Raw genomic sequence first — 26,086 nt, forward strand, 5'->3', positions numbered from 1 at the left:
ATTTATCACTTCAAACCAATAATGAATCAAACATTTTATTCTGTGTGATAGCTAACAAGTTAACCATTGCCGTTGCTCACGGAAATAAATTGGCATGAATTATCACTTTATAAAATATAAACGTTATCAATATTAAACAAACACACAAACTAACAATGACGAGAGGTCATTGACTGTTAATCCAGCGAATGAGATTGAGTCATTTTCCATTAATGATAACTGTGAAATGTGAAATGTGAAATGTGAAATGTGAAATGTGAAATGTGAAAAAGTTAACCGTATTTATCGCGGAATAAAAACGATAAATACGGTTAACTTTAATACGCGAGAAAATACGCGTGTATTACCGCACAGCCGATCGGCGGTATAGACGCTTCAGCAACAACGGGCCAGCCCGGTAAATAAACAGCGCCGACAAGATCATCATACAGCCCATCACTTTATGCGCGGGCATTTGCTCGGCATACCACAGTACGCTCAACACCACCGTCCAGACTGGTTCGAGTATCATGATCACCGCTGCATTGGCTGGCGTACTGTGCTTCTGACCGGCAGTCTGCATCACATAGCGGATGCTGGTTGCCACCAACATGCTCAACGCGAACCAACCCCAAATTTCCATGCTGATGGTTTCAGGCCATGTTTCAAATAGCAATGATGCCAGCAAGCCGACACACCCTGTCACAAAAAGCTGCAATGCCGTCAGCAATAACGTTGGCATGCGGCGGGCAAACTGGCTGTTCACATTAAAGTGTATGGCAAGCATGGCAGCGGCGGCCAAAAACCACCCCTGACTCGGTGAAAACTGCCACTGTACCGCCCCACCGAGGGACAACATCGCCAACCCGGAAAAAGCAATCGGCAAGGCCAGCCAAAAAATACGGGGCGGCTTGATTTTATATAAAGGCCACGCCACTAACGGCACAAACAGCATGGACAAACTCATAATGAATGCCCCTTCGCCGAGGGTGCTTGTGGTTGACATGGCGTAGATCCACATCAGCAATGCGGTGCCTAACAACAAGCCAACACTCATGGCTTTGCCGATGTCCACCTTTGCGACGTCACGAAAGTTGCCAATACAAAACGGTAAGAGGAAAAGGGATGCCATGACAAATCGTAAGCCGATGAAACCAAAAGGCGGTAAGCCCTGAATGGCCTCTTTGGAGAAAACCCAACCTGCTGCGGCTAACAGCGTTGTCCCGATAAGAATTAAGTCAGCACGGCGTTCTAGTTGCATGGTAAAACGCTCCTTGTGCAAGCAGGAGGCACAAGGCCTCCAAATGATGTATCCACTTCATGTATCCAATAACTATACCCAGAACCTAGAGATCTAGTGCCCTAAAATATCCTGGGTATAAGGCTGATTCGTCCTTACTTAATCAATGCCCTCATTCCTTGAAGCATTTGTTCAGCCAGCGCATAATGATCCTGTTCCCACAGCTGATCATTCAAAAACTCACCCGAACAAAAACCATCATATCCTGTTTCCACAATTGCGCTAGCCCACTCATGCAACGGAATATCCCCTTCGCCTAATAAATAACCACGTAAGGCACGTTCGTTTGGCCAGGCTTCCCCAACGGCTGGGCGTTTACCGTCAGAAAAGTGTACATTGTAAATGCGTTCTTTCTCAATCTTCGCCACTTGCTCAGGCGTTGCTCCGCGGCACGCCCACAGGTGCCAGGTATCCAGCACAAAACCGAAGTTATCGCGACCAACGGCATCATGCAGGCGCAAATAGTCGTCAAGGCTCGCAATCGGCGTCCACGCCGCCCCTTCATATTGAAAGCGAATGCCATACTCACGGCCAATGTCAGCAATGTTACGAATATTGGCGGCTGTAAGACGAATATTGTCTTCAACGGAAAAACCATTCAGTGCTTCAAACGCATTAAGCTGAATTGTCGGTGCACCAATTTCTTTAGCAACACGGCATAAGGTTTCTGTTTGAGCGAAAACACGTTGTTGATCATCTTTTGTCGCCGCCTCTACACCACCAATAATATCTATTGCTGATGGTTTAACGCCGGCTTCTTGTAAACGGTCTTTCAACATTTTCGCGGTTAAACCCGCGTCTAAATAACGCCACAATTTATCAGTATGTATTTCCAGCCCCTCATAACCCGTCTCTTTTGCGAGCCGGACATCAGAAAGAATATTACTGTACAGCGAACACATTCCATGCAAAGCAAAACGCATAATACATCCTTATTGACATTGTATGTCATCAAATAGAGGGGGAGCAAATGCCTCGTTATGGCACCTGCTTATACAAACCGATATAAAGCGAGAAAAACAACTTAATAAAATAATACTGACTCACTAAGCGTAAATAACTTATGGCTAATCAGTGAGGCGAAGTAACTGAGGGCAAATAACATTGCGTTATTTCATGCCCTCTGTTTATTTAACACTTTACCATTACTTAATGTCTTGACACATTAAACTGACCGCTAATGTTTGTGCCAAATACATGGAACTGCTCAATGAACGGAAGCCCATGACTTCCCCTTCCTTCACTTCAAAGCAGACTTCCATTTTATTGCCTTGATCCATCATTTGATTGTCCGTGATGGCCACCACCGGCACTCCTTTCGCATGAGCGGCATCAATCAATTCACTGGTTTCCGGTGCATACGGACTGTACGTGATGGTCAGCAATACATCTTTATTGCTCATGCGGCGTGTCATGGGTCTTAACATGCCACCATGATCATCCAGCAATACCACATTGTTGTCTGACTTCATGAGCGCATAACACAAATAAAACGCGACCGGATATGCACGGCGCATGCCTTGAATATAAATGGTGTCGGCATCATTAAGCAGCGCAACAGCACGTTCAAGCTTTTGCGGCGATACGGACATCTGCAGTTCTTCTATCGCCTCAATATTTGCTTGGCCAAAATCATGAAAAATGGCAGTGGGTGAATCTTGGCTCACTTGATCGCTGGCGCGCGCTTTTTTCACACGCTCTTTATAATCGCGGGGACGATTAAGGTATTGATCTCGGAAAAGTGCCTGCATCGAACTGTAACCAGCATACCCCATGGTATTGGCAAAACGACTTAATGTAGACAGCGGTACATTGGCTTGTTCCGCAATGGTCGCCATTGTTTCTACCGCCACCAGCATCGGCTGTGCCATCACAAAATCGGCAACTTGTTGAAGTCGGTGGCTCAAGCTATCGTAACGTTTCACGATCAGTTCTCGTAACGTATCCAGATCCACAGGGACTTGCTCTTCAACTTCCATAAATGGCCGCTCTCCCGTTTAAAAGTAATAATAACAATACAATGCCCCTCACTAGTAACACGTAAGGGGCGTGTATTCTATGACAATAACAGTAAGTTGCGAATCGCTTCTTGCTTCACATATGGCATTGCCTTTTGCATGAAGTAAATGCGGTCAAATTTATGAGGTTCCTGGTTCATATAATCGCGCAAGTTGTGACCAAGCGCCTGACGCAAACAGGTACCAATATTAAATTTAGACACGCGACTCTGCTTTAGCTTGATCATGTCTTCGTCGCGGATCCCGCTGCTACCGTGGATCACAAGAGGAATCGACACTTCGTTGGCAATGCGATCCAGCAGGCCAAAATCAATGGTGCATGTCGGTTCGGTGAGGCGGTGTACGTTACCCACTGAAATCGCAACACAATCTGCACCGCTTTCATTGGCAAAGCGTGCCGCATCTTCCGGTGACGTGTAGATAGTTTTGATGTGGTCGCGGCCTTCATCATAAGGTACCGAACCAATCTCCCCTTCTACCGATGCACCCAGTGCGTGCGCCACATCGGCCACTTTACGTGTGCGAGCAATGTTTTCTTCTAATGGCAACTGAGAGCCATCAAACATCACTGAGCTAAAACCGGCTTTCAATGCACGGAAAACGATCTCTTCTTCGTACGTATGATCCAAGTGTAAACACACAGGCATCGTACTGTTATGCGCCAAATTCAGGAACATCGCCGCCGCGGTTTCAACACCGTAGAAGTCCACGACGTCTTTGTTGCAAGCCAGAATTACCGGCTTTCCCACTTCCTCGGTTGCTTCAACGACGGCTTTGGCATCTTCAAAGCCGAATACATTAAAGCAAGGTACCGAATAATTTGACGCTGCAGCCTGAGGCAATAAATCATTTAAGTTTACAAGCATGACGGCTTCCTTATTTGAATTTGGCGATCATATCCTTGATGCCTGGAATGGTATTCACCTGGTATTCATGGTGTGGGTCAAAATGTTGAATCAATGACTTCGACGTTTTCCCCACAATGATGGTGAAGTAGTACATTTCATAACCCGGTGCTGCCACGCTTGGGTGGTAGCCTTTATCAATCGCAATCACTGAGCCTGTGCGTACGTGATAAACCGGACCAAAATCGTCTTCATGCTCATACAGGAACTGGGCACCAAAGCCAAAATCTGGGTTAAAGCGGAACTGGTACACTTCTTCGTACAGGGTTTCTTTGCTGCCGTCTTCTTTCAGGCGATCTTCATCGTGTTTGTGCGGTGGGAAACCAGACCAACCCCCTGCGCCCACAGTGAACAACTCACTCACTAGCAAGCGACCACGTTTGTCAGCATTCGCCTGACCCAATACGTGCTTAATTTTACGGTGGGTTTTAGTCTCGTCAGAGCCGTACTGGACGATATCCACTTCGTCTTGACGTGAGCAGAACGGCTCAAGCGCCGTTTCAAACTTACCGCCAGCGATCATGATGTCAGCCTTATCGCTCACACATTCGATTTCAGCGGTATAGCCCAGTGGGACATACACGGATTCAGGATTCCCTTCCCATACCGATTTACGCTGACCGATGTTGTCGAACACCGCCACGGTATCGCCATTGCTGACTTTGATTGAACATGTCCCGCCAGCCAGTACGATCACTGACTCATAGCCTTCTACGTGGTGCTGGTGGGTGTCACCTTGAGCAAGGCAAACTTGATTGAAATAACACAACGGTGTGACGTCATCATTCACATCGATAATCGGTTGGTTTTTATTATCAAAAGGTGGGATATGCTTACCCATGTTACTTTCTCCTCACTGCCCGGCCTGTCTTTACATGAATCGTCTGTCATCAGTCGCCAGGTTAGCGTGTAAATAATTGAATGAATGTCTGTTGTTTTGGTGACTGCTCTTCGTGAGCGTGCTTCGCAAGCCTCTCAGGATGCGACTTGGTGTTGAGCTTTTGGTGCAAGTGCTGAGAATAAAAAAGCCGGGCCTCGATGGTTTGTATGTCACGACTACATGTATTTATCGTTTCATACTGGCCCGGCTGGACCTAACCGCCTGTTGTCCTTATCTGCCGTTATCTAGCAGCAGGCATTACAGGCTTTGCTCTCTGGTCTCAATAAAGTCAAATAACTGTTCTTTGGTTGGCATCGCTTCAGTACAGCTGTTGCCACTCACATTGATAGCTGCAGCGGCTGAACCGTGTTTCACACCGTCCTCTAGCTCGCCACCGTTCACCAATGTCCAAATTAATCCGCCGGCAAATGAGTCACCCGAACCAAACGGTTTTTGTACGTCGACACGGAAGATCCCTTGCTGGAACTTATGGCCGTCGCGGCAATACACTTTAGAGCCCAGCTCACCCGCTTTCACCACCACCACTTGTGTGTTTGCACGCAAGAAACGTTCGGCCGTGGCATCATCATCCGTGTTGCCCGGTGCCAGTACCGTTTCCATCATGTCGAATTCTTCACGGTTACCAATCACGATGTCTGACAAACCCGCGGCGATGCCGTAGTAAATAGAGGCATCCACATCCGTGCGCCATGAATACGGACGGTAATCCACATCCAGTGCCACCAGCGTATTGCTGCGACGAGCGTGTTCCATCGCAATCAGTGTGGCTTCACGGCTTGGGCTTTCTGACAAGGCGGTTCCTGTCACAACCAGCACTTTTGCGCTGGCAATGTATTCTGGGCTGATCTGCTCAGGCTTGATGGTCAGGTCAGACGCCTTATTGCGGTAAATCAATACGGTACAATCGCTTGGCTTCATTTCAGTGAAAGCCACAGAGGTGCGAGAGCCGCTGTTGTCTGTCATCATGCCGTCCAGGTTAATGCCCTGACCTGACATGTATTGTTTAACGTAACCACCGAATGCATCATCAGCAACACAACCAATAAACCCGACTTTACCGCCTAGTCTGTTGATAGCGACGGCAATATTGGCTGCCGAACCGCCGACGAATTTGTTAAACCCAGTGATATCTGCCATGTTCGTGTTGGATTCACGGGCGTAGAGATCTACGCCCGCACGACCTAACACGATGGCATCCAGCTTACGATCTTGCTGAAGTGCAATCTTTGTCATAGTAAGGCCCTATTACTTGTACTCTACCCACGCTGCATTTTGGTCAGCGGATTCCACACACTTCTCACACAAGCGAACCCCTTCGATACCGGCATCAATGCCAGGGAACCAAATGCCTGCAAGCGCTTCTTGGTCATCACGGTTTGCGGCATCAAATGCCAGTGCGAAACGGTGGTAAAGGTTTGCCCAAGACTCGAAGTAACCTTCTGCGTGGCCACCGCCAACACGGTTTGCCGCAACACCTGCTGCATCTTGATGCAAGTAGCCCATGCCGCGCTCTAGAATACGAGCGGCTTCGCCCTGCACTTCGTAACGCAATTGGTTAGGCTGCTCATCCCACCATTCGATAGAGGCTTTTGAACCTACGATACGGATTTTCTGCTGGTGCATAGAGCCCGCATTCACAGCCGATGCCCACAACGTACCCACTGCACCGCCTTTGAATTCCATCATGACATGTGCGTTATCTTCGAGTGGCGTACGGGATTTGATGAAGCTTTGACGCATGCAAGATAGACGGTCAACTTCTAGACCAGTCATCACTTCACATAGGTAGAAGGCGTGTGTACCGATGTCACCCAATACGTAAGTCGGGCCAGACACTTGTGGGCTAACACGCCACTTCAGGCCTGGGTCATTCTTTTCGTATTCTTCGTTATGGAAGCCGTGAGCAAACTGCATGTTGATAACGCGAATGTCACCCAAGTCGCCACGCTGAACCATTTCACGTGCCTGCTGTACCATTGGGAAACCGGAGTAGCCGTACATCACACCGATAACACGGTTGTTTTGCGCCGCAATCACTTTCAGCTCTTCCGCTTCTTCAGTGGTAAACGTGATTGGCTTCTCACACACGACATGCAGTTTCGCTTCTAGTGCCGCTTTACAGATTTCGTAGTGCGTAGAGTTTGGTGTGGCGATTGAAACCGCTTGGATACCGTCTTCACGTTTCGCTTCGGCTTCAAACATGTCTTTGTAGCTGGCGTAGCAACGGTCGCTAGCCAGGCCAAGGTTGGTACCGAAGTCACGGCAACGGTCTGCATCAAGGTCAAAAGCACCCGCAACAAGTTTGAATAGCCCATCACGTTGTGCAGCATTACGGTGTGAGTAACCAATCTGGCTGCCACGGCCACCACCGACCATTGCCCAGCGGATTGGTTGTTCAAAATGGCGTTCTTCATTAAACATAGCTTTGCTCCTTGGCAGGTATCCCGGTGGATGACGTAAGTAGGATGTACCGACATACCTGCATTGATTATTGGAAAATGAAATCGTTATATTTTTAAACCGGTTATCGTGCGTCGATGGCGTAAGGCTTAAACCCCACGGCGCTGGTGCACACGGCCTTCTTCCCAGTCAGCCACTTTGGCAGCGGTCTCTTCGTTGCGCGTCACTTCTGGTAGACCGACTTCCCACCAGCAGTCGCACTTCGACCATGCCATTGGCGATACAGGGTCAATGTCCACCACAATCACGTACGTGCGGTCTGCTTCTTTTGCACGGGCAAAGGCAGCATCAAACTCATTAATAGACGTCAGCTTTTCACTGATCGCGCCTTGGGCTTCTGCGTGCTTGGCGAAGTCAACACGGGCAACCTCACCCGCTGGGCGGCGGCAGTCTGCTAATAGGTTGTTGAATGACTCGTTACCGGTATTGTTTTGCAGCTTGTTAATCACCGCGAAACCACCGTTATCACACACCACCACAATCATTTTGTGGCCTGTTAACACAGACGAATAAATGTCTGAGTTTTGAATCATGTAAGAACCGTCACCCACAAGCACAACCACATCGTTGTCTGGGTTAGCAATTTTCGCCCCCCAACCACCGGCGATTTCATAGCCCATGCAAGAGAAACCGAACTCGATATCGAACTTACCGATTTGGTAGTTCTGCCAGTTCATAGCAAGCTCTGCCGGTAAGCCGCCCGCTGCGGTCAGCACGGTGTCACCCGGTTGCATAGAGACGTTCAACTTACCAATCACTTCCGCGTAAGAAGACGTACCCGGTAGCAAGTCCCCTTCTTGTGGGTGAGTACGACGCTGAACCAGTGCTTTCCACTCGTCCGCTTGAACTTTCGCGGTGTCTGCCCATTCTTGCGCTGCACACCAGTCACCGAGCAAGCCAGAAAGCTTGGTCATACAGGTACGAGCATCACCCAGTACGGGGTAAGACATGTGCTTAACGGCATCGAATTTCGCGACGTTAATGCTGATCAATTTCATGTCTGGGTTCTTAAAGACGGTCCAAGAACCGGTAGTGAAATCTTGCAAACGTGTACCGATAGCCACCACGACATCCGCATGGGCTGCCATGTAATTGGCAGAATCAGACCCCGTCACCCCGATAGGGCCAGCATTCAATGGGTTGTCTTGCAGCATGGTGGCGCGACCAGCAATGGTCTCAACCACAGGAATATTGTGTTTTGCAGCAAACGCGGCCAATTCATCGGTTGCCAGTGAGTAATGCACACCACCACCGGAAATAATCAGAGGACGCTTCGCTTTTTCTAAAATCGCTTTCGCTTCTTCCAACACCACCATTTCAGGCTCAGGGCGGCGAATGCGATGCAATTTTTCAGCAAAGAACACTTCTGGGTAGTCGTAAGCTACACCTTGAATATCTTGTGGTAAGCCGATGAAAACGGGGCCACAAGTCGCCGGATCAAGCATGGTATCCAATGCTTGCGGTAAGGTGTGCATCAACTGCGTAGGAGAAACAATGCGATCCCAGTAGCGTGTTAATGGCTTAAAGGTGTCGTTACAGGTCACAGACGGATCTTCAAAGTTTTCCGGCTGCTGTAAGACAGGGTCTGGTAGACGGCTAACGTACGCGTCACCCGAGATAAGAAGCAGTGGCAAGCGGTTGGTATGGGCAATACCCGCGGCGGTCACCATGTTTGTTGCGCCTGGGCCAATCGAGCTGGTCGCAATACCGATACGCTGGCGTTTATTTGCCTTGGCGTAGGCAATGGCAGCGGTTGCCATCGACTGTTCATTCTGACCACGCCACGTCGGGATTTTGTCTTCAATATTTTTTAGCTGCTGACCAAAACAGGTCACATTACCATGGCCAAAAATACCGAAGGCGGCACCAAAGAGTTGTTCTTTCTTTCCATCAATTTCAATCATTTGTGCTGCAAGGTACTTTGCAAACGCTTCAGCAACAGTCAGGCGTACAGTATTCATTGTCTTCCTCGATTTCGATACCCGAAAAATGTGGCATCTCCGCCCTGGCAATCAATTAATCCATGCTGAGATTTAGCCAGTTAATGGGGAGTGGTTGCACTCCCCACAGACAGTACTTCAGTGCTTACAGGCCGTATTTTTCTGCGTAACCTGTGATGTTTGCATACGCAGTTTTTGCATAAGCCAGTGGGTTTGCTTTCGCTGGATCTTGCTCAGCTTCTACCAACAACCACCCTTTGTAACCGCGCTCTTTCAGTGCTGCGAATACGTCGTCGTAGTCCACATCCCCGGTACCTGGTACGGTGAATACGCCATCAAGTACCGCATTTAGGAACGATTTATCAGCATCACGTGCCGCTTTCATCACATCAAGACGCAGGTCTTTAAAATGCATGTGACCGATGCGGTGACCCCAACGCTTGATCATAGTGACAGGGTTACCGCCGCCGTAAGTGATGTGACCGGTATCCAGTGTTAGGTGAACAGCATCACCTGTTAGTTCCATCAGCAAGTTGATGTCGTCTTCTGTTTCTACGATGGTGCCAACGTGGTGGTGGAAAGACAGCTTAATGCCGTGCTCATTCAGTAGGTAATCGGCTACTGTGGTTAGCTTGCCACAGTACATTTTCCACTCATCCATTGTCAGGATTACACGAGAAGACAATGGCTTAGTGATGTCACCGTGAACCGTGTTGCTCACTTCACCAAATACCATTGCAGAACAACCCGCTGCTTTTAGTAGTTTGATGTGGTCTTGCATTGCTGCAATTTCTTCTTCAGCCGTTAGCGTCATTAGGTTGCCGCTGTACCAGCCAGATGCCAGAACAAGACCGTGCTTTTCAAGTAGTGGGATCAATACTTCAGGTTGACGTGGGTATTTAGTCCCTAGCTCAGTCCCTGTAAAACCGGCTTCAGCCATTTCGCTTAAACATGTTTCCAATGGAATATCACCGCCAAGTTCTGGCATGTCATCGTTAGTCCAAGTTAGTGGGCTGATACCATATTTCACATTGCTCATTTTCTTATTCTCCATCGAATTGAAATAATTTTTCCGTATTAGGGTGATGAGATTTAATCAACCACCTTGCTATGCTTCTGTGACATCAACACGGTGTATTTTTTAATCATCATCATTTGCTTCACTGGAAATCACTATACCCGAAAAAATCACTTTGAAAAATATTTTTCACCCAGTAAAAAGCATTGCAACAAACTGCATTGGAATGGAAAAAACCCAGTAAATACGCGGCTCTCAAGGGTTTCTTGAGCAAGATCACACTTATCATTAATTCAATAAAAACAGTAACTTATGACAATCTGTAGCAATGATAAATATTTATCAAAAGTTGATTGAGCTAACATTTTTGAACAAATGGGCATTTAAACCGTAGCCGAAACGCCATCTACGACATATGATGCATACATCGCCAAATGAAAAAATATTTTCAAAGAAAAATATGACAGATATAAATATTGGCGAATAACTAATAACCGACACCTATACCCTACAGTAATAGGCGTATCGGACAGCTACCCAACTCAAACTTATTCGATGGTTGAGCAAGAGACGGGGATCTCATCAAGGAGTAGAACATGTCATCCACCACAGCGGCTGCGTCCCGTAAATATAATTTCGCATACATTATTAGGATTTGTTGTATTGCGGCATTAGGCGGTATTTTATTAGGTTATGATACGGCCGTAATATCAGGCGCCATTGGCCCAATTCGTGATCACTTTAACCTCACCCCGGCACAGACCGGTTGGGCAGTATCCAGTGTGGTACTTGGCAGTATTCTCGGTGCCGTCAGCGCTGGGTGGGCTGCGCTGAAATATGGTCGACGCAATACCCTTTTTATTGCTGCCATCCTCTTTATTATCTCCGCCATCGGCTCAGCCCTGGCTGACACGTTTACCTTCTATACCATTTTACGTATTGTCGGTGGTGTGGCCGTTGGTTTGGCGTGTGTTGTTTCCCCAATGTATATGTCTGAAGTCGCTCCGAAAGACTTCCGTGGCCGTGCTGTAAGTATGTTCCAGCAATCAGCCGTTATCGGACAAACCGGGGTATTCTATGTTAACTACCTGATTGCTAAAGGCATGTCAGAAGAATGGTTAGTCGACATGGGGTGGCGTTGGATGCTGGGTTCTGAAGTGATCCCTGCAGCCCTCTTCGCTGGCTTACTTTTCCTTATCCCTGAATCTCCACGTTGGTTGGTACTGAAAGGTCAGCTAGGCAAAGCCAAAGACACCTTGTCGCAAATCTCTAACCCTGAGCACGCAGACCGCGTAATCAAAGATATTCAAGATTCACTCGTTGATGCTCACGCCTCTAACGGTAAGAGCAAGATCAGCCTACGCTCCCCTCTGCTATTCGCTATCCTTGTTATCGGTACCTTTGTCGCTGCCGCTCAGCAGTTAACCGGTATCAACGTTATCATGTACTACACCCCTGAAATTCTTAAACCGATTACAGGCAGCACTGAAAACGCCCTGTTCCAAACCACTTTCGTGGGTATCGTCTTCATCGCCGGTAACGGTTTGGGTATGTACCTGATTGATAAAGTCGGCCGCTTACCACTGATGAAGTGGGGTACATTGGGCTGTGCACTGGGTATGACCATCGTCGGCTATGTGCTTTACACCCAAACCCAAGGTTACGCGGCGCTATTTGCTCTCTGCTTGTATGTGGTTTCTTACGCAACATCATGGGGTTGTGCATGCTGGACAATGATTTCTGAAATCTTCCCGAACAGCATCCGCTCTCGTGCAATGGCTATCGCGGTCGGCGCACAGTGGTTCACTGGCTTCCTCGTGACACAGCTCTTCCCAATGCTGAATGAAAATGCCTACTTGAAAGAGAATTTCAACGGTGCCTTTAGCTTCTGGGTGTTCGCGGTACTGTCGCTACTTTGTATGTTTGTTGTGGTTAAGTATGTGCCTGAAACGAAAGGTGTCAGCCTTGAGAAGATGGAAGAAACCATGGCGAAGAAATTGGGTAAACATCTCCCAGAAAAACAACCAGAACCCGCTAAGGCGAATGCATAAGTTGTCTTAAACGGTAAAAAAGCAGGTTTATCTTTCGATAAGCCTGCTTTTTCATTTTCTACCTGTCTTTATTTTTTTGATTCACTATTTTCCCGAGGACGTTGTTATGCTCGATAAAATGGCTTTTTTCGTTTATGTCATCCGCACGGGGTCTATTTCTGCGGCGGCGCGCCGATTCAATATTTCCGTGTCGGCAGGCAGCCGTTGGTTACAAGATCTAGAGCAGTCATTCGGGCTTACCTTATGTCGTCGCACCAACCGCCGTTTAACGGCGACCCCTGCTGGCCAGAAACTGATGGATGACTTCTCCCCTATGGTTGATAGCGCAGAGCAACTGTGTCGAAACCTGCAAGACTTTCAAGATCACAACAAAGGCCACCTTAACATTGCCTGCACGCCAGTATTTGCCAATCACTATTTGATGGCGAAGATCAGCACCTATTTGATAGAGCACCCTCACGTTACCTTTAACGTGAATGTCACCCCCTGGGCGCTCGACCACAGTGGTGAGGCGGATTTAATCATCAGTGCCAATGCGTGCTATCAAGGCTATCAGGAGAAAGATCTCCATCTTGTACGCAGAGAGCTAATGCAGAGCCCATTTATTCCCGTCGCCTCCCCTGCGTATTTATACCGCCGTTCAGCCCCGGTGGTTCCAACGGATCTCGCTCAACATCAATGTTTATTTGCCACCACATTAACGGGCAGTAACGATTGGATTTTTGAAAAAAACGGCGAAACGCAGATGATAAAAGTGCCGAAATCACTGGAAATCAATGACAGTGATCTATTGCTGCAAAGCGCGATTCAAGGGGCGGGCATTGCGTATTTACCGGCCTTCATTGTGGAACCGGCATTGGCCGAACACCGCTTAGAGCGCGTATTGGAAGACTATGAAACCAGTATTTGGAGCTTGAACGTGTATTACCACCCGCCAACAAAAGCCTCTGCCGTGGCGAGCCACTTTAAGAGTTTTTTGTTGGAGAATAATGGATAGAAAATAGCGAATAAATAACGAAAATTATTTTCATTAGTCAAAACTGACTGGCAAATAAAAATCTAAATAAAACACTTCTTCCTGATTCAGGAAGTCATTCTGGTGATAGTGCACATAAGCGGGAATGGCCCGTTGTTTAAAGCCAGATGTAGACAACCATTGCTACGAGCGTGACTGTGCTCTTCTCATCAGGTTGAGAGGACGCTACGCAAGACATGGCTGACGTGGAGTCGTTTGAGATGCTGGAGTCATTGCATGAAGCCTTCAGAAACTGGCTGGAACAGAACTACGTGGTGACACCAGCAGAGATGACCGTATTGGTGGGTGCCAATGAATATGAAATCCGCAGCAGTAAAGCCGATGAAGCGAAGTGGACAACACGGGCTGACTTAGTGTTTGGCTCTAACTCTATCCTACGCGCTTACGCAGAGGTGTATACACAGGATGATAACCCCGAGAAGTTCGTGAATGATCTAGTCGTTGCTTGGACGAGAGTGATGAATGTCGATCGTTTCTGAGACTGCCATGATCACATGGATAAACGGGATCATCCTTCCCATCACCGCTATCATACCTTCCCCTAATTCCAATCCTTGATCAAAACCGTTACCACATAAGTGATGGTCGTGTAAGGCCGTTTATCCAATCCAAATCATACTACTGCATATATACCCAATACACTGAATTCAAATATAAAAACGAGCTATTGATCATTCATCAATAGCTCGCTGCTGAAGAGTTGTATTTTACTTTGTCAACTGAATCATGTGAACGTTCTGCTTTTGACTATGCGAAACCCATTTCTGTAAAGTAGTATAGCCAGGGGCAGAAACCTCAATATGGTAATTGCCTAAGGCTAACATCATCCCCTCCTGATACCTAGGTTTGATATTCAACACACGAATTTTTGCGGTATTTACATTAGTGCGAACCGTAAATGGAATTTCTGTTAGGTGACCATACTTTTTCACCGCTTCACGCTGCTCATTGAGCGCCGTTTTATCCAGGTTATCCTTCACGCCAGATACGCGCGGTGCAATCATCGCGTACACCTGTTTATCCACTGCATTGATCGGCGTCATCAACGTTTTTTCAAACAAAGTGAAGAGGCCAAAATTCTTTTCAAACGCATTTCCGACTGGTTGGATCACTGGTTGAGTGTGCAAAACCCAAGTTAATAGAGTTGAACCCACCGGAGAGACAAGTTGATCAATTTCCGCTAAGAAATACCCCATCGTGGTATTTTCATCCGTGAATTTTGATTTACCCAAAGTAATCGGCACAATGAAAATTACCGCAATGATCAGCCATCCAATCCCCTGTTCTATCCATTTTTCTTTGCGTTTTTCCTCAGCCGTCGCTTGACCTAATTGTTCATCGTTATAGCTCAATAATTTCCAGAACTTGAATGGCAACTTCAGGAAAGTGACCAAAACAAGTAACAAAGAGATTGTCATCGAAATTGGTGGTACGATGATGGATCGCAACGCATTCTTTCCATCTTCAGCCATTGGAGCGCCATCTTTAAACTGGCTAACTGCCGATTCCATATAGTTCAGCCAGTAATCACGCTCACGATTTACGTTAACCATAATAACGTTATTATAGAACGATTTATTGTTCCATGTAGTCAACATAGGCTCAACATAGAAACGGTCTCCCATTTGTGCTTTGATATTATCTTGAATGTTACTATGGTGTTGGAAGCTTGAGAAATTAAGTCCTGGCTTCATGGTCAAATCACGTTTGTCCATCTCAGATTTCCAGCGACGATTTGCTTCATCCAAAATCTGGGCTTTCACTGCGTTTTTAAACACCGTAATCTGTTTTAGCGTCCATGTTTTAGGTAATGTGAGGCCTTCTTTCTCTACTCGCGCTTTAACTTTCTGCGCCGTAACCTTGTGATTGCGGAACTCAGTCAATGTTGAGATACCCATTGGGTAGCTCGTTTCTCGTTCAAACTGGCCCTGCATTAAGCCCAAGATTTTTGGTGTATAATCGCTAACATGTCGAGAAAAAACCATTCTTTCTTCCACTTCACCACCATCACCAGCCGCAATTTCGATACCAGCTAGCAATGCAGAAATGCCCAGAGTCATGATGCTTTCTTTGACCGTTGTTGTTCCCTTTTCACGGCTTTCTTTTACCAACCAGAAATCCATCTCGCGGTAAGGTAAACCATACTTTTTAAGGCTTTTCTTGTAGTTCGCTTCATTGTTGTTAATACAGCGAGTAAAACGGCTTTCTGACTGGTTATAGCGATCAATGCATCGATTTCGCTCTTCGAAATTCGCGTAAATTTTTGGAGCAAGTTCCTGTGCTCTCGCCTCTGCGCGAGCCAAGTAAGCTTTCTCGGCTTTCTGATAGTCATTCCAACCTTTCAAGACTTGGGTTTCAACTTCACCCCACGCCTTGTTGGCCTCTTTAGTTCGGCCATTTATAGCACTGTAGTATTTATTGTTCGCTTTTTCGTATTCCTTCCATGCACCATTAACTTGATTGCGCATTTCTTGGTATTGCGCATAGTGGCCATCGAACTCACTACCAGCACGGTTGATCAGATAACGTTCAACAATCGTCCCTTTTTGCTTATCAACACTGTCAAGAAACGCATCATTGCTGTAAATAAGGCCGCCCATCAACGCCAAAAATGTCATTTCAGAAGGTGTTGTTGCATGGTCTGCTTCGTAAGGAATGCCTTCAATTTGAAGCGCGTTGTGCGCCAAACTTGAACGAAGCACAGTCGAAAAGAACGCATCTTTACGCTGTTCAGCCGAAGAGGGCTCAACAATAAAGCGATCGACTAACCATTTTTGGCCAAAGAAAACGGTAGGCCAAGCAATAACGGCGATCAGGATAATTGAAGGAATCGCGGTGGCAGTGCGTTTCGCAACACCCTTCACAACCAGTAAATCGATGAGAAGCAAAGTCACACCAATACCAGAAATGGTTCTACCAAAGAGCTCCGCAAGGTGAAGTGTTTCAGGAGAAAGACCCGCACCACCAGCGACTTCTACGAGTCTAGCGTTGAATATAACTTCAGGAATTAAGTAGATTAGCGAGCAGACAAAAAGCAATATCGCTAACCAGCGCGGTTTAGGTTGGTTCATACTGGCTTATTTCCTAATCAGGCAAATTGATAATAATGGGTTCAACGAGCACATCCATTTCTACATCTTTGATGATCACTTCTGTGAATCGCTGACGTTTGGAGTTGGCACGGGGTGCGACTGTTTTCTTCGCATAAATCGAACGAACCTGCTGCTTGTGTGACAAATAATGGTTATCTGCCATGTAGATTTTTTGCAGCTCAAGCTGAGAGAAGTCAGCATCGTTTGGCAGTTTGGCAATCATTTTCCCCAGAGCGGTGCTTGCACGGTACTCACCTTTGTTCGCCACTAACTCTGGTTCCAAGCCAATGCAGGTAGCAAACTTAGTACTATCGACAATCACTGTATCGGGCAACGGGCGTCCTCTTTTGGCAAGGTATGCCAAACGTTCACGGTGGTACTCATCACTGTTGATGGTGTACGTCGCAAGTTTTAGCCCCTGTTCACGTGCGCGTTTTTCGATGGTGGGATGACGCTCAAAGCTACGAATGTCGACATATAGCCCACTGTTTGGGCCTAGTCTCTGTCGCACTTCAGCAGCGGAAAGCTTTGCGTCATTTTTGCGGCGACGGGAGTAATCGTCCGCTAAATCGATATAACGGCGATTTCGCTGATACAAAACATCACTTTTCACCGCGCGTCGTAAATCACGTTTTGCAATTTCAATTGATTGAGGATCGGGGTCCCAAAGATACGCCATCATGGCATTCGGGTTGATTTTGCGCAGGTACTCAAGATGCTCTATCTCCATGGAGCTGAAATAGTAGCTACCTTCTTCCAACTGCCACCTTACGATGTTGTTCAGGTATCTCAGGTCATCATGGCTTGGGTCACCCTTGATCTCGATGTTTAACGTCTGACCAGGTATCGCATTACTCCATGTGTTAATCATGCCTGATGCAAAAATCGGAGATTCCTCGGTAAGGTTTCCTTCAGTATCTCGCACACGGTTTTTAATCCAATCGGAATTGGACATCGTTGAAATGCGATAGCGCTTGCCATCCCACCGACCGACTGCTTTGCCCGTATACGCATCATGATACGCAACCCAACTGCCATCGCGGTTTGCTTGCACATCCAGCTCCGCTTCTTCATACCCATTCAAAATGGCTCCTTCCAACGAAGAAACCGAGTTTTCTGTATGCCGGAAATCCCCACGGTGTGCCGAGACATTCACAGGACAATTTTGGTCAAAGAAGCCGATGTCGCCGCCCAATGTCAGATACAAGTTCCTATCTGCCAATGCCTGCTGAATATCAATCAACTCTTCTACACTATGCTCTAGGTTACGTCCTAACTTGCCTTCGGCATCATTTGGGAAATGACTCAAGGCTCTAACAGGATCGTGTGCTAACGTAACGCTACTGCCTCCGGCACAGCCCGCTAGCGTCGCCCCAATCAGGGCGACGTAAATTAATTGTCGTATTAACATCGTGTCTTAAATAGGTCTAATGTGGGTATCAATAGTGCTAAGACAATGCTCAGTATCCGGCTGGTGAGTGTTATACTCCGTTTCCATCACCAAGCCTTTTCTTTCCGCCTTGTCTCTTTCCGTATCTGTCTGTTGAAGCGTTTCGTGCAATTCATCGTACCTGTCTTGACACTCATAGCTTTGCAATAGCTCTGACATCAGGCTATTGAACAAACTTTGCTTCTCTTCGGTACTCTCAAGGTGTTTCGCTAAATCGGTGTGCAGACTTTCTTGGCTATTTTGCAATTCACGGATATACCGTTGACTTACGCGTTGTGCCGCCTGATCACGCCAAACACTATGGATATTCGCAAGCGAGTCCCCATAGTTGGCGAGGTGACGACCTAAGCCATCCAGATCATCTTGTTGGTCATCTCTAAGTTTCTGGTAGTACGGTGGGTCAAAACTTGGCATGCTCTTCCTTACTTCTGTGCCAATGGCATATCAAAGGCCTGCAGCAATTCTGTTTTACGCTCTAGGCTTCCACGAAGCAGATAACCGTGGGATTCAACATCATCACGTTGGAAATCAATTCTACGGATATGCTCTCTCTCTGCGTCGTTGCAGTGATTAAGCATAGAGAGTGATTGCGACAACGAATCCACAAGTTGTGTCCATGCTTCTAGCGTTGAATCCATTTCATCGAGGATTTCAGACATAGTATTAAGTGCATCACGCTCTTCGTTGAAACGATTAAGCGCACCTTGCGCTCGGTCACTTTGCTGATACGTTAACTCGACGGCTTCCTTTGCATTACTTACTGCATTGTTACACCCTGCAACTTGCGCAATCGCATTTTGTAAATTCTGACGAGCAGCAGCAACAACCTGCCGCGCCTGAGCCACAATCGCGATACAATGTCGAACTTCGTTCTCCGCACGTGCAACACGCGCTTCTTCCAGCGTTGTATCCGGAATTTCCTCATAGCTTCGCAAGTTACCATTACTGTCGGTATACGTGACAGTTCTTCTCTGTGCACGTTTAGCCGCAAGAGCTGCATTTGCTGATGAAAGCTCAGCTTCAGCCGACCTCAATGCGCTTTCTGCTCGCTCCAACGCAATCAACGCTGCATCAAACTGTCTTTGCGCAGAGTCCTGCCAAGCAAGCGCCTTTTGCTTCTGATCTTCCCATATTTCGAGTTTTTCAGCGGCAGTACCTTCCAGATCTTGCGAAAAGTTCAGACGGTTTTCACCGTTTTCACACTTCACCTGGTTGGCGCGTTGTGTTTTCAGTAACGTTTCACGCAACTGGCGGCTTAGCTTTTCGCGTTCACGAAGGCGCTCTTCGTTGGCACTCAAGTCAACGGCCGCGCGTTCCGTGTGCTCTGCCGCAACATAATGCAGGTGATGGATACCATCGATGTACTGCTGGAAAAAGTAAAGGCATTGCTCGGTGTGATAATTAAGCTCTTGGAACTGACTAATCAGCAAAACGGGGATCATGCATTTACCTCTTCTGCTGCTTGCTTATCGGCTGAAGAGGATACTTGTTCATCGTCACGCAGGTGCGAGTTTCGTAACAAATCAATGCTATCTTCAAGTGCACTCTTCCACCCAGCAAGTTGCAAGTATTGCGCTTCCACTTCATCTGCGCCATAGCCTAAATAACACTCTCTTAGTGCATTCCACCGGCTCTGAACATCAACAAAGCTATCCTGAAGTGTTTTTTCCAACACATTTAACTCAGCTAACATTTCATCCATTCGCTGCTTATCGCCAACATGTTTAGTCGTCATTGAGGTATCTCCTTAATAACACCAAACGATGATTAAGCGGTTCAGAGATATTTGGAATCAATGTATTAAGTTGCGCTAAATCTTCGTTGAACTCGCTAATATACGGCGCAATTTCGCGCCGTTTATCAGGAGTCATTAGATCGAGCTGTTGTTCGACTAGTTCAAACCATTGAAGCTGTCGCTTAAACAGTGCTTCTCTGAATTCTTCCAAACTGTCGATGTAGTGCTTCATATGCACTTCAACGTCATCTAGAGACATTGTAAATTATCCCCACATTGCATAACGTTCGTTCAAGACGACAATATCTGACTGATACTTGTCCATATCGCGATAGCAGTATGGTTTGAAGTGCAGCGGACGGCTTTGCATCTGGTCGATATACAGAGCATTGATTGGCTCTTTACCTTCCAGTTGCAACTGTGCGGCATGGCGCATTTTCAGCAAGGCAAAGCTGTCATCTTCCGACATTTGCAACGCGACTTTGTGGCGGAAGCTTTCAATGTCGTTACGACCCAAGACTTTCTGCAATGCACGCATGCTATCTACTGCCAGAATCACATGAATGCCCAGTTCAGACCCACTTTCTAAGAGCGTGACGAGTTTTGCTGTCGCGGCGGCTGGCTCACTGACACCAAATCGGCCAGCTTGCATTTGAAGCTCAGTTGCACGTTGAACTTCGTTTAGCACAACAAATAAAGACGGCTGGTCAGCCACATCGTCTTCGTCCAATTGTCGACGTCGCTCAAATTCAACAATAAGCTGATCAAGAGCTTCATCAAACTCACTACCTTTTTCGATGATTTCCACATTAGAGTTCGGCATTGCACTCGCCGCCATCACGCCATACCAAGGTGAACCTTTGACGCTGCGGTCGTACACAACTGCGTGCATGTTTTCATTGCGGAAGTTGAGGGGAAGTTGCGCGACGAAATAGCCCAACATACCCAAACGGGCTTCGTTGCTATCACCTACAATCAATAAATGTTCGTGCGGTCGACGACGCAAAATAGTGCGCGCATGGCCGTGAATATTGAGTTCCTGCCCCATCCAAAATACCGATGGTGATTCAATTGGGTACCACTCTTTCTCACCCAAGCCTTGCTGATAAGCTTCTCTAGATGCAAAATCCAGCCATTCAGATTGGCTTGGACGCATTGTTTTTCCGATAAGCGCGTTAAGCTGCGAGTTAGCCAGAATTTCAGGCTGACCCGAACCATCAAGCAAAATAGCTCGTTTTGGTGCTGACAGCAATGCAGCTTCTTGCCATTGCTCTGACAGGTAATCAATTAACCCAACGCGCGTGTCGTTATCTAGGAAGGCTACGCGACCCGCTACGTTGCGTTCATCATCACCTGCGCCATCATTTACAACTGCCTGACCTGGTTCTTTACACGCACGAAGAAGACGCTTGCCGTTGTGACCAAACTCTTGAAGTGCAGTAACATCTGCCGCCGTCATTTTCATACCCACACGTAGGTGGATGTTACCGAAGATATGCTGTTGCTTTTGCATACCAGGCACACCAAAGCGCTGAGAACCCACAAACATATGAATACCAGCACTTCGCGCTTGAGCGGCCAATTTGTACATCAGTTCAGAGCCGACGCCATCGCGATCGTCTTCAAAGAGAACCTGATACTCATCCACGATAAGCATGACACGAGGTAGCTTACCGTTTGGTGAGCCCGCATCACGATAGCCAGTAAAGTTGGTAACACCCAAGGATTGGAACATTTCATTGCGACGTTCCATTTCTTCAACCAGCTCAGCAACTACACTCCGTGCAAGCTGTGGAGAGGTTTTTAATGACACCACTTTGGCGTGAGGCAGTTTTGGGTACGACTGGAATTCAACACCCTGCTTGCCATCAATCAAATAGAACTGAAGTTCTTCCGGCGAGTATCGGCATGCCAAGCCCATAATAAAGGCATGGTATAGGTAAGACTTACCCGCACCTGTTGTCGCACCCAACATACCATGCGCCGAGTTACGACCATCCTTGCTCTCACCAAACCAGATTTCCAGATCATTACGTTTTGAGCCTGAGCCACCAATAGATGATCGAAGTTCGCGAGTCGCATCACCTAACCATAAGCTTTGCGTATCCACCACATCACTAAATGCTAATTTTCGTTCTTGCGGTTTAGCTTTAGAAAGGCTGTCAAAAAAAGCTTCGATGGTTTCATCTTCTATACCGTACCCCGACCACGTTTCAATAAAACGATTCTCATCATGCTCAACTATAAAATCAGCGCACGATTTAAACATATTCAATGATGTGCCATTGGGAAAGTTCTGCTCACAATCTAAATGCAAGAAAACGTATTTACCGGTATCGGTTGCATTATTAGCAATCGATGCCAACAATTCTATTGCACGACGGTCGTAACCACTTGGGAAGTTTGCCGCAACGATGAACTCAAACCGCTCATTACTGCGAATGTTTTCATCCACATCTTGTAGGCGCTTGGTGGATTGATCTAAATACGTTTGTCTAATACGTAAAGAATCGTCTTCGATCTCTTCAAGTACACGAGATATATCCTTTTCAATCATGCGCTTATGTGGAATATTCTTTTGATACAAAAAGGTGCGGCCACTATTTGCAGGATCAAGTAAACAATACTGACTCGTGTATGGCAGATGCGCATTCAACCTCAGCACTATATTATGAAGAGCGTCAATCTTGTCATTGCTTTCACTCGATGCCAATACAAAGCAATTCGCTGTATCCATAAAAGGCAGGAATGCTGGTAATTCAATATCGTTACCATTGGGTAGTTTGAAGTCGTGGAAACCAACTAGGATTTGATCAGGAATTAATTGCTCTTCAAATGTGTAATTTTTCCAGTCAACATTATTCAAATTTTGATGCAGTGCTGGATGAAGCTGTGCAAGAAGTTCGGAGATCTCATTACTTAATTTGGTCTGCTTTAGCTTCGCTTGCTCAAAATGCGGTTCAAAACGCGCTGGCAATGTCTGCGCACAGACCTCTGCACAAGTCAGCAGATTCTCATATACTTGTTCGCAATATTCTTTCTCTTGCTTGTATGCATTTTGTGCATTTTGTGCAGCCTCTTTGACGCCTTCAAGTGTTATTGAACCGCTCACAACTTCCTCAAACGCCTCTTTCTCAAGTTGCTTACGTTCTTTATCCATATCATTAAGTGAAGTCATACTCATGTCTATCATCTCATTTGCAAACTAATAAACGCAGCCACTGCAACAATAAACAGCGATGTATAAAGCAATTTGTTTTTCAATGCTTTCTTACGCTTAAATGCCAGTTCCTTAGCTTCTTTTTCACGCTCTTCCGCCTCTCGTTTGAGCTTTTGTTGCGTTGAATAAATTTCTTTCACTTTATTCTTAACGGCAACATCTGCATCAACCATCGCGATATGTTTAGCTTTCAGTGCCACTGCGGCTTGTAAGAAATGATCTTTCGCGGTTTCATATTGCGTTTGTTGCGGGTCAAGCTCAATCAAACTTTGGTGGTTAACAAGAGTTTGAACATCAAATAAGCTGTTTTTAGCTACAACAGGAATCTCATTCTCAATAATTCGGTCGCTAATATTTACAGCTTCATTTTTACAGCGTTGAAGTCGTGCCTGATGTTGTTCTAGTCCGGCTTTGATCGCTTCGATTTCAGCCGTTTCCTGCTTTGATGACTGAACAGACTCCACTAATGTGTCAATGAGCTCATTAAACTCTTTGACCGTGCGGGTTTGATTCAAAATTATCTTCCTTGCAATGCAAACTGGACGAGGGTTTATTCAATTTTTTAGAGCCAACGCAAATTAATGCATAAACCAATTTATCGCAATTTTTTTTGCACATAAACATATGAAAATTTTGATTTAAATCGATTTTCAGCCAATTCTCTAGCATCCATGGGATTATCACAAATACAAACAACAAGCTCACTTACTATCCATTACACATGTGCGACCAATTAGAATACCCCTGAGACATTAAGCCGCCTGATGTGTAAGTCACAATCGCATAATCCCCAGTATTTTTTAGCCATCAAATTATTCGATTTATCCAGCTGTAGCTTTTCTTGACTAGCACCTGTGAGTTAGCATTTTTGTGCTTGCTTTATCCCCGTTTTTCACTTTGTAAGCAGATATGAAGAACGAAGTTATTAGTGCCGTCAACGGTAAAAGTGCGTTCATCGCTCCACTGTTCAAAGTCAAACAAGGGGCGGATTTGCATTCCAGTGTCCCAAATGCTGGGACTATTGGAACATGCTTATTGACCTTTGCACATGGAGAAAATTCGATCGCTGTATCAGTCCCGTTATCACGTGTTATTTTTTGAACTTGAAAAGCAATTACCGGCGAGGTGTATTGCGCACCCTGTGGATGGTGGGGTATCTGTGTGGATCGAGTTACCGCCTTACGATACCTTTGCGCTGGCAAAACATTGTTAGCCAACAGCGTCGCTCTCGTGCCTAGCCCTGTTTTCTACCCACAGCCCGATCAAGCTCGTGCGACACTGCGCCTGAGCTTCACCAATGCCACTGAGGATGAATTGATTGAGGCGGTTACCCACCTAGCACAAGGGCTTAATCGTGTTATTTGATCAGGCATATCAACATAACGAAAACGTATTGACCGACTGAAACCATGAATCTCTATGAGAAAATGTACCCAGAATGCACATCGCATGGGTACATTCCTTTCACTCGCTACGTGTCATATTTGCCGTAAATGTATTTTAACGTAAGCACTGGCGGTACGAATACTTCCTGACGCTAAGTCTCCATAACCCACCAGACACCATCACATGGATCAACGGGATCAATCGGCCCAATACGCTTGTCGCCATCCCCTCTCCTCCGATAAACAGACTATTGTACTCAGCCCCACAGAGGTGATGCCCTTGCAGCGTCGATTGCCAGAAGAGTGGCCCCCAGAACCACATCACACCCGAGAACACCAAACCCGCCGTCACAACGTGCATGATCCGAATTGTGTGAGACTGAACAGACAAAAGCCCCACCAGCGCGATGGTCACCAAGGGGATGCTATACAGCACTGACGCATAAAATCGCCCGTCATCTCCTTGCGTGCAGGTGCCAGCAACCGCCCCCAGACAAATAACGAAGCCGTAAAGCACCATTACAATGATTGATAGAGCCCCCAATGTGTGTATCCTTCTTTAACTATTCGTATGACAACGCGGTATTCAAGGCGCTTACCGCCAGGATCCTACCTGACAAGCAAAGATCGTTAACATTTTGTCTTGATCCTTGCGATTCGCCTCTCGTTCGCCGTCTCTCATTCGCAATGGGGGGAATATAAAAAAAGGGCCTGAAAACCACACCACACCGATTGTGTGACGCGACGTTCAAGCCCAAAAACGATGTAACTCGTTAGTATTGTGACAACATTCGCTTTCTTTCGTCGTTACAACGACACATTTCAAGCATTCAGAAGACGGAGCTGGCGGCCAAACCATCGAAGAACAGCTTAATACCCGAGATAAACAAAAACAGGTAACACAAGCGGTACACCCCTGTCTGACTCACACGGTGTAACAACCAGACGCCCATGTATACGCCAACCGGCGCTAAAGGCATCAAGACCAACGCGGTCAATACGTTCGTTCGATCAAACTCACCCAGTAAGGTATACGGGATCAATTTGAACAGGTTGATAATGGCAAATAACACTGCCATGGTGGCAATCAACGTGACCTTTTCTAATTTCAATGGCAGAAGATAAATGCTGGCCGGCCCTCCGCCCGCATGAATCGCGGTACTGGAAAAGCCCCCTAATCCACTCCACCACCAGGCACTGATGCCACCCGGCTTTTTCGGTGCAGGATCACCTTGTTGAAACAGGTATTGCACACAAAACAGCAGTGACAATCCGCCGATCAGCAACTTCAATCCCGCCTCTGGCGTGACACTTAAAAATACCCCCGCAAGAAAGACACCCAGCAATGAGCCCGGTAACATCTGTTTCAAAATCGTATAATCAGCATGTCGATAATGCTGCTTTACGGCAAATGCATCCATCACGCATAAAATCGGTAGTAAAATCGCCGCAGCTTGCGTTGGCGACACGACCAATGCCATTAATGGCACGGCAATGATCCCCAACGCACCGCCTAAACCGCCTTTACCGATCCCATATATCAATACCGCAGGTACTGCCGTGATATAAAACCAAGGGTCAGTGACGAGCATTTAC

Annotated in this window: 21 protein-coding genes and 3 pseudogenes; 4 read left to right on the top strand and 20 right to left on the bottom strand. The window is 46.6% G+C overall.

The genetic code is table 11. The features are described from left to right. Nucleotides 1–343: 343 nt before the first annotated feature. The 9 genes from ACSF8W_RS00610 to iolE all read right to left on the bottom strand — a co-directional run bounded on the left by ACSF8W_RS00610 (nt 344) and on the right by iolE (nt 10,542). On the bottom strand, nt 344–1,240 hold the full coding sequence (locus ACSF8W_RS00610; protein ID WP_500844192.1) for a DMT family transporter: 897 nt from the start codon (nt 1,238–1,240) through the stop codon (nt 344–346). Nucleotides 1,241–1,374: 134 nt separating this feature from the next. After that, nucleotides 1,375–2,202, bottom strand: coding sequence for a sugar phosphate isomerase/epimerase family protein (locus ACSF8W_RS00615; RefSeq protein ID WP_500844193.1), 828 nt, complete (start codon nt 2,200–2,202; stop codon nt 1,375–1,377). Nucleotides 2,203–2,424: 222 nt separating this feature from the next. Continuing rightward, nucleotides 2,425–3,258 carry a MurR/RpiR family transcriptional regulator gene (locus tag ACSF8W_RS00620; protein WP_500844194.1) on the bottom strand — a complete coding sequence of 278 codons (834 nt, stop codon included), beginning with the start codon at nt 3,256–3,258 and terminating at the stop codon, nt 2,425–2,427. 77 nt (nt 3,259–3,335) lie between these two features. Further along, entirely contained in the window at nt 3,336–4,163 is an 828-nt protein-coding gene (locus tag ACSF8W_RS00625; protein ID WP_500844196.1) for a class II fructose-bisphosphate aldolase, read from the bottom strand. Nucleotides 4,164–4,173: 10 nt separating this feature from the next. Next, entirely contained in the window at nt 4,174–5,043 is an 870-nt protein-coding gene (locus tag ACSF8W_RS00630) for a 5-deoxy-glucuronate isomerase (protein WP_500844197.1), read from the bottom strand. 297 nt (nt 5,044–5,340) lie between these two features. After that, nucleotides 5,341–6,336, bottom strand: coding sequence for a 5-dehydro-2-deoxygluconokinase (iolC, locus tag ACSF8W_RS00635; protein ID WP_500844199.1), 996 nt, complete (start codon nt 6,334–6,336; stop codon nt 5,341–5,343). 12 nt (nt 6,337–6,348) lie between these two features. Then, on the bottom strand, nt 6,349–7,524 hold the full coding sequence (locus ACSF8W_RS00640; RefSeq protein WP_500844200.1) for a Gfo/Idh/MocA family protein: 1,176 nt from the start codon (nt 7,522–7,524) through the stop codon (nt 6,349–6,351). Nucleotides 7,525–7,652: 128 nt separating this feature from the next. After that, nucleotides 7,653–9,524 (bottom strand): 3D-(3,5/4)-trihydroxycyclohexane-1,2-dione acylhydrolase (decyclizing), encoded by a 1,872-nt coding sequence (iolD, locus tag ACSF8W_RS00645; protein ID WP_500844201.1) that lies wholly within the window; start codon nt 9,522–9,524, stop codon nt 7,653–7,655. 124 nt (nt 9,525–9,648) lie between these two features. Further along, nucleotides 9,649–10,542 carry a myo-inosose-2 dehydratase gene (gene iolE / locus ACSF8W_RS00650; protein WP_428479648.1) on the bottom strand — a complete coding sequence of 298 codons (894 nt, stop codon included), beginning with the start codon at nt 10,540–10,542 and terminating at the stop codon, nt 9,649–9,651. Between the two features lie 575 nt (nt 10,543–11,117). Between iolE and ACSF8W_RS00655 the strand changes: the two genes are divergently transcribed. Further along, the gene (locus ACSF8W_RS00655; RefSeq protein ID WP_500844202.1) at nt 11,118–12,572 is read left to right on the top strand and encodes a sugar porter family MFS transporter; all 1,455 of its coding nucleotides are present in this window, start codon (nt 11,118–11,120) and stop codon (nt 12,570–12,572) included. 106 nt (nt 12,573–12,678) lie between these two features. After that, nucleotides 12,679–13,569, top strand: coding sequence for a LysR family transcriptional regulator (locus ACSF8W_RS00660; protein WP_500844204.1), 891 nt, complete (start codon nt 12,679–12,681; stop codon nt 13,567–13,569). A 33-nt stretch (nt 13,570–13,602) separates the two neighbouring features. Here the strand turns inward: ACSF8W_RS00660 and ACSF8W_RS00665 are convergent. Then, nucleotides 13,603–13,731 (bottom strand): annotated as a pseudogene (locus tag ACSF8W_RS00665) (AraC family transcriptional regulator); the annotation flags it as partial. A 38-nt stretch (nt 13,732–13,769) separates the two neighbouring features. Between ACSF8W_RS00665 and ACSF8W_RS00670 the strand changes: the two are divergent. Beyond that, nucleotides 13,770–14,087, top strand: a pseudogene (locus ACSF8W_RS00670) (catalase-peroxidase); the annotation flags it as partial. A gap of 228 nt (nt 14,088–14,315) precedes the next feature. Here ACSF8W_RS00670 and ACSF8W_RS00675 read toward each other — a convergent pair. Genes ACSF8W_RS00675 through ACSF8W_RS00710 form a run of 8 tightly spaced genes read right to left on the bottom strand, consistent with a single transcriptional unit; the run spans nt 14,316 to nt 23,620 of the window. Continuing rightward, entirely contained in the window at nt 14,316–16,679 is a 2,364-nt protein-coding gene (locus tag ACSF8W_RS00675) for a hypothetical protein (RefSeq protein WP_500844206.1), read from the bottom strand. 13 nt (nt 16,680–16,692) lie between these two features. After that, nucleotides 16,693–18,111, bottom strand: coding sequence for a glycerophosphodiester phosphodiesterase (locus ACSF8W_RS00680; RefSeq protein ID WP_500844207.1), 1,419 nt, complete (start codon nt 18,109–18,111; stop codon nt 16,693–16,695). Nucleotides 18,112–18,117: 6 nt separating this feature from the next. Continuing rightward, nucleotides 18,118–18,564, bottom strand: coding sequence for a hypothetical protein (locus tag ACSF8W_RS00685; protein WP_500844209.1), 447 nt, complete (start codon nt 18,562–18,564; stop codon nt 18,118–18,120). 8 nt (nt 18,565–18,572) lie between these two features. Next, nucleotides 18,573–19,592 carry a hypothetical protein gene (locus ACSF8W_RS00690; protein ID WP_500844211.1) on the bottom strand — a complete coding sequence of 340 codons (1,020 nt, stop codon included), beginning with the start codon at nt 19,590–19,592 and terminating at the stop codon, nt 18,573–18,575. Further along, entirely contained in the window at nt 19,589–19,885 is a 297-nt protein-coding gene (locus tag ACSF8W_RS00695) for a hypothetical protein (RefSeq protein WP_500844212.1), read from the bottom strand. The genes ACSF8W_RS00690 and ACSF8W_RS00695 overlap by 4 nt, the downstream gene beginning before the upstream one ends. Beyond that, nucleotides 19,875–20,144: a hypothetical protein gene (locus ACSF8W_RS00700; RefSeq protein WP_500844213.1), complete on the bottom strand. Its 270-nt coding sequence runs from the start codon at nt 20,142–20,144 to the stop codon at nt 19,875–19,877. The genes ACSF8W_RS00695 and ACSF8W_RS00700 overlap by 11 nt, the downstream gene beginning before the upstream one ends. 6 nt (nt 20,145–20,150) lie before the next feature. Next, nucleotides 20,151–23,069, bottom strand: a complete 2,919-nt coding sequence (locus tag ACSF8W_RS00705; protein ID WP_500844214.1) for an FtsK/SpoIIIE domain-containing protein — start codon at nt 23,067–23,069, stop codon at nt 20,151–20,153. Nucleotides 23,070–23,074: 5 nt separating this feature from the next. Further along, complete coding sequence (locus ACSF8W_RS00710; protein ID WP_500844216.1) at nt 23,075–23,620, bottom strand: hypothetical protein; 546 nt, start codon at nt 23,618–23,620, stop codon at nt 23,075–23,077. 409 nt (nt 23,621–24,029) lie between these two features. Here ACSF8W_RS00710 and ACSF8W_RS00715 point away from each other — a divergent pair. Beyond that, a pseudogene (locus ACSF8W_RS00715) lies at nt 24,030–24,470 on the top strand (PLP-dependent aminotransferase family protein); the annotation flags it as partial. Nucleotides 24,471–24,605: 135 nt separating this feature from the next. On the opposite strand, the gene ACSF8W_RS00720 reads toward ACSF8W_RS00715, so the two are convergent. Further along, the gene (locus ACSF8W_RS00720; protein ID WP_500844218.1) at nt 24,606–25,034 is read right to left on the bottom strand and encodes a hypothetical protein; all 429 of its coding nucleotides are present in this window, start codon (nt 25,032–25,034) and stop codon (nt 24,606–24,608) included. A gap of 286 nt (nt 25,035–25,320) precedes the next feature. Continuing rightward, on the bottom strand, nt 25,321–26,082 hold the full coding sequence (locus ACSF8W_RS00725) for a sulfite exporter TauE/SafE family protein (protein ID WP_500844219.1): 762 nt from the start codon (nt 26,080–26,082) through the stop codon (nt 25,321–25,323). Between the last annotated feature and the right edge of the window lie 4 nt (nt 26,083–26,086).

The organism is Photobacterium sp. 270122K (genome assembly GCF_059941365.1).